This is a genomic window from Roseovarius sp. (genome assembly GCF_018066915.1).
In the GTDB taxonomy this organism is placed as follows: Bacteria; Pseudomonadota; Alphaproteobacteria; order Rhodobacterales; family Rhodobacteraceae; genus Roseovarius.
Map to the genome: position 1 here is coordinate 1 of NZ_JAGPVV010000121.1, position 3,128 is coordinate 3,128.

The window sequence follows — 3,128 nt, forward strand, 5'->3', positions numbered from 1 at the left end:
ATCAGGTCGATCGCCTTGTCGGGCAGGAAGCGGTCGGTGATATAGCGGTGCGAGAGCGTCGCCGCCGCCACCAGCGCCGAGTCAGAGATGCGCACACCGTGGTGCAGCTCGTATTTCTCCTTGATGCCGCGCAGGATCGAAATCGTATCCTCTACTGTCGGCTCTTCCACCATCAACGGCTGGAACCGGCGGGCGAGGGCCGCGTCCTTCTCCACATGCTTGCGGTATTCATCGAGCGTGGTCGCCCCGATACAGTGCAATTCCCCGCGCGCCAGCGCCGGTTTGATCAGGTTGGCGGCATCCATGGCCCCATCTGCCTTGCCGGCACCCACAAGTGTGTGCATCTCGTCGATGAAGAGGATGATTTCACCTGCGGCAGAGGTGACTTCGTTCAGCACGCCCTTGAGTCGCTCCTCGAATTCGCCGCGATACTTGGCCCCCGCAATCAGCGCCCCCATGTCGAGCGACAAGAGACGCTTGTTGCGCAGGGACTCGGGCACGTCGCCATTGACGATGCGCAGGGCCAGACCCTCGGCGATGGCGGTTTTACCCACCCCCGGCTCCCCGATCAAAACCGGGTTGTTCTTGGTCCGGCGGCTGAGCACCTGCATCGCACGGCGGATTTCGTCGTCGCGGCCAATGATGGGATCAATCTTGCCCTCGCGCGCTGCTTTGGTCAGGTCGCGGGAATACTTGTCCAGCGCTTCATAGGTATCCTCTGCCGATGCAGAGTCTGCCGTGCGTCCCTTTCGGATGTCGTTGATCGCTTCGTTGATCTTCTGGGCGGAAACCGCCCCAGCCTCCAACGCCTCCTTGGCCCCGGATTTCACCAGCGCCAGTGCGGTCAGGATGCGCTCTACTGGAACAAAGCTGTCGCCCGCCTTTTGCGCCAGCTTCTCGGCCTCGGCCAGAACCTTGCCGGTTTGTTGGTCCATATAGGTTTGCCCGGCATCGCCTGACACGCGCGGGATTTTGGCCAATGCGATGTCATTGGCCTGCGTCACGCGCTCGGGCGCGCCACCAGCACGTTTGATCAGATTGCTCGCCAACCCCTCGGGGTCATCGAGCAGCGCCTTGAGGATGTGTTCGGGGGATAATTTCTGATGGCTCTCGCGCATCGCTATGGTCTGTGCCGCCTGAATGAAACCACGCGACCGTTCCGTGAACTTGTTGAAGTCCATGGGCATTCTCCTTTTGACAAGCGTTCCCCCGGTGGCGCACCCAGCGTTAGGCATGCGTCGGTCGGGGACCTTGGAGCATAAATGGGTAACGGCCCCGTGAGGTTCAAGGCGGATCGCCCCTGAATCGCGCGTAGGCCACGATTTCGTGACGGGCTCTTGGCGAACCCCCTTGGAATACCGATCTTTTCCATAGTTATCCACAGGGCGCACGTGCCCGGAGCAAAGGACAGGAACGATGTCTGAACAGATGGTGAGACTGGAGGCCGTCGGATACAATCCCGAGTGGGCGGCATTCGTTGCAAGGGCCGAGGTGGCCGAAGGGCCGGTGCGGCTGGTCTATCCGGCGCAGTTTCGCGCGCCTCTTACGGCAGAGTTTGCATTTGTGGTGCGCGGCCTCATGGACTGCGCCCGACACCTGCACCGCTCTGGTCGCGCGGACCTGCGGCTGCGCAGGGTATCGGATCGCCCGGCCCCGGCATGGGCCGCCTGAACGCCCGCCGCGAAAAAGGTTTGAAACGAACACGATTTCACCGTGAAAAGGTGGAGAAATATCTTTAGTGTCAGGGCTGTAAACGACCGGCGTTCCGCGCCGTTTGTGAAGTAAAGAGTGAAGAGGTTCGCAAGATGCATATTACCAAGGTGCGGGCGCGCGATGTGCGTCGGGACAAACATGCCGACCGTGTGAGCGGCGTACTGTTGCTGGAAACGGAATCAGGACAGATCAGCCTGAATGTGACAGCCCCTGCCAAAGAGGCGAGCGATGACGCGCTGTGGCTGGATGCGCTGCGGCAATTGCGGCGTTTGCCCGAGTTTCGCCGCGACGTGACCCGGATCACTCTGGCGGCCTCTGCCCTTGACGGGATGTGCGCAGAGGCTTGACGCCGCGCATCGTCGCCGCGACAAGGGCGCGACACCTGCCACAATAGGACCGCGCCCCATGACTGATGACCGCCTGATTGTCGCCCTCGACGTGCCCAACGCGCTTGCCGGGCTGAAACTGGCCGAGCAATTGGGCACCTCTGTCGGATTTTACAAGATTGGCCTCGGGATGCTCACAGGGGGCGGGCTGGCTCTTGCCAATGAGCTCAAGTCCGAGCATGGCAAGCGCATTTTCCTCGACATGAAGCTCTTTGACATCGGTGCTACGATCGAGGCAGCGGTGCGGGGACTGGCGCAATTTGATTTGGATTTCCTGACCGTGCATGGTGATCCCCATGTGGTGCGTGCTGCCAAAGAGGGGGCGTCGGGCAAGCCGATGAAAATCCTCGCGGTGACGATCCTGACCTCGCTCGACCGGGCCGATCTTGATGCCGGCATGATCAAAGCGGGCGATATGCCCGATCTGGTGGCCGAGCGCGCGGGCCGCGCGTTCGACGCCGGGGCCGATGGCGTGATTGCCAGCCCGCAAGAGGCCGCGATGATCCGCGCGTTGCCTGAGGCCGCAGGCCGCCTGATCGTCACCCCTGGTGTGCGCCCTGCGGGTTCTGCCTTGGGCGATCAAAAACGGGTGGCAACCCCGGCACAGGCCATCGCCGACGGGGCCGATCACATCGTCGTCGGGCGCCCCATCTGGTCCGCCCAAGACCCGCGCGCGGCGGCCGAGGCGATTCTGTCGGAATTGCGTGGCTGAGAAAGTCTGGAGTTTCTGGAGCGGGTAACGGGAATCGAACCCGTAACTGAAGCTTGGGAAGCTTTCGTGATGACGCCTTCTTGATAAGAAAGCGCTAATACCCGCGTTTGAATCGCTCTGTTACTCGCCGTCGTGTGTAATACATCAAGCAATGTGTGACAAGATGTGTGACAGCTTCAGCGCCAACAGAACGAACCACTACAAAACACCACTAAGAAAAATAAGAGTTTAAGCATCTACTATTAGTGCAAATCTTAAGTGGGTGGCACAATAGCTCTCCCACTGAAACATTATATTAAAGTAGATAATTATTATTA

Annotated in this window: 4 protein-coding genes and 1 tRNA gene; 3 read left to right on the plus strand and 2 right to left on the minus strand. The window is 60.3% G+C overall.

All coding sequences use genetic code 11. From position 1 onward, the window contains the following. Positions 1-1,181 (minus strand): Clp protease N-terminal domain-containing protein (locus KBT70_RS06600; protein ID WP_296630087.1); only part of this gene is annotated, 1,181 nt, incomplete at its 3' end. A gap of 235 nt (positions 1,182-1,416) precedes the next feature. Here KBT70_RS06600 and KBT70_RS06605 point away from each other — a divergent pair. The 3 genes from KBT70_RS06605 (at position 1,417) to pyrF (ending at position 2,811) form a co-directional block, all read left to right on the plus strand. Then, positions 1,417-1,671, plus strand: coding sequence for a hypothetical protein (locus tag KBT70_RS06605; protein ID WP_296630090.1), 255 nt, complete (start codon positions 1,417-1,419; stop codon positions 1,669-1,671). A gap of 134 nt (positions 1,672-1,805) precedes the next feature. Continuing rightward, a complete protein-coding gene (locus tag KBT70_RS06610) occupies positions 1,806-2,060 on the plus strand; it encodes a hypothetical protein (RefSeq protein WP_296630092.1) in 255 nt (84 codons plus the stop codon). A gap of 58 nt (positions 2,061-2,118) precedes the next feature. Then, positions 2,119-2,811: an orotidine-5'-phosphate decarboxylase gene (gene pyrF / locus KBT70_RS06615; RefSeq protein ID WP_296630095.1), complete on the plus strand. Its 693-nt coding sequence runs from the start codon at positions 2,119-2,121 to the stop codon at positions 2,809-2,811. 16 nt (positions 2,812-2,827) lie between these two features. Here pyrF and KBT70_RS06620 read toward each other — a convergent pair. Then, positions 2,828-2,916 (minus strand) — tRNA-OTHER (locus tag KBT70_RS06620). Positions 2,917-3,128: the final 212 nt, after the last annotated feature.

Coding starts and splice junctions, on each gene's coding strand:
- KBT70_RS06605 (WP_296630090.1), top strand. CDS start 1,417: ATGTCTGAACAGATGGTGAGACTGGAGGCCGTCGGATACAATCCCGAG.
- pyrF (WP_296630095.1), top strand. CDS start 2,119: ATGACTGATGACCGCCTGATTGTCGCCCTCGACGTGCCCAACGCGCTT.
- KBT70_RS06610 (WP_296630092.1), top strand. CDS start 1,806: ATGCATATTACCAAGGTGCGGGCGCGCGATGTGCGTCGGGACAAACAT.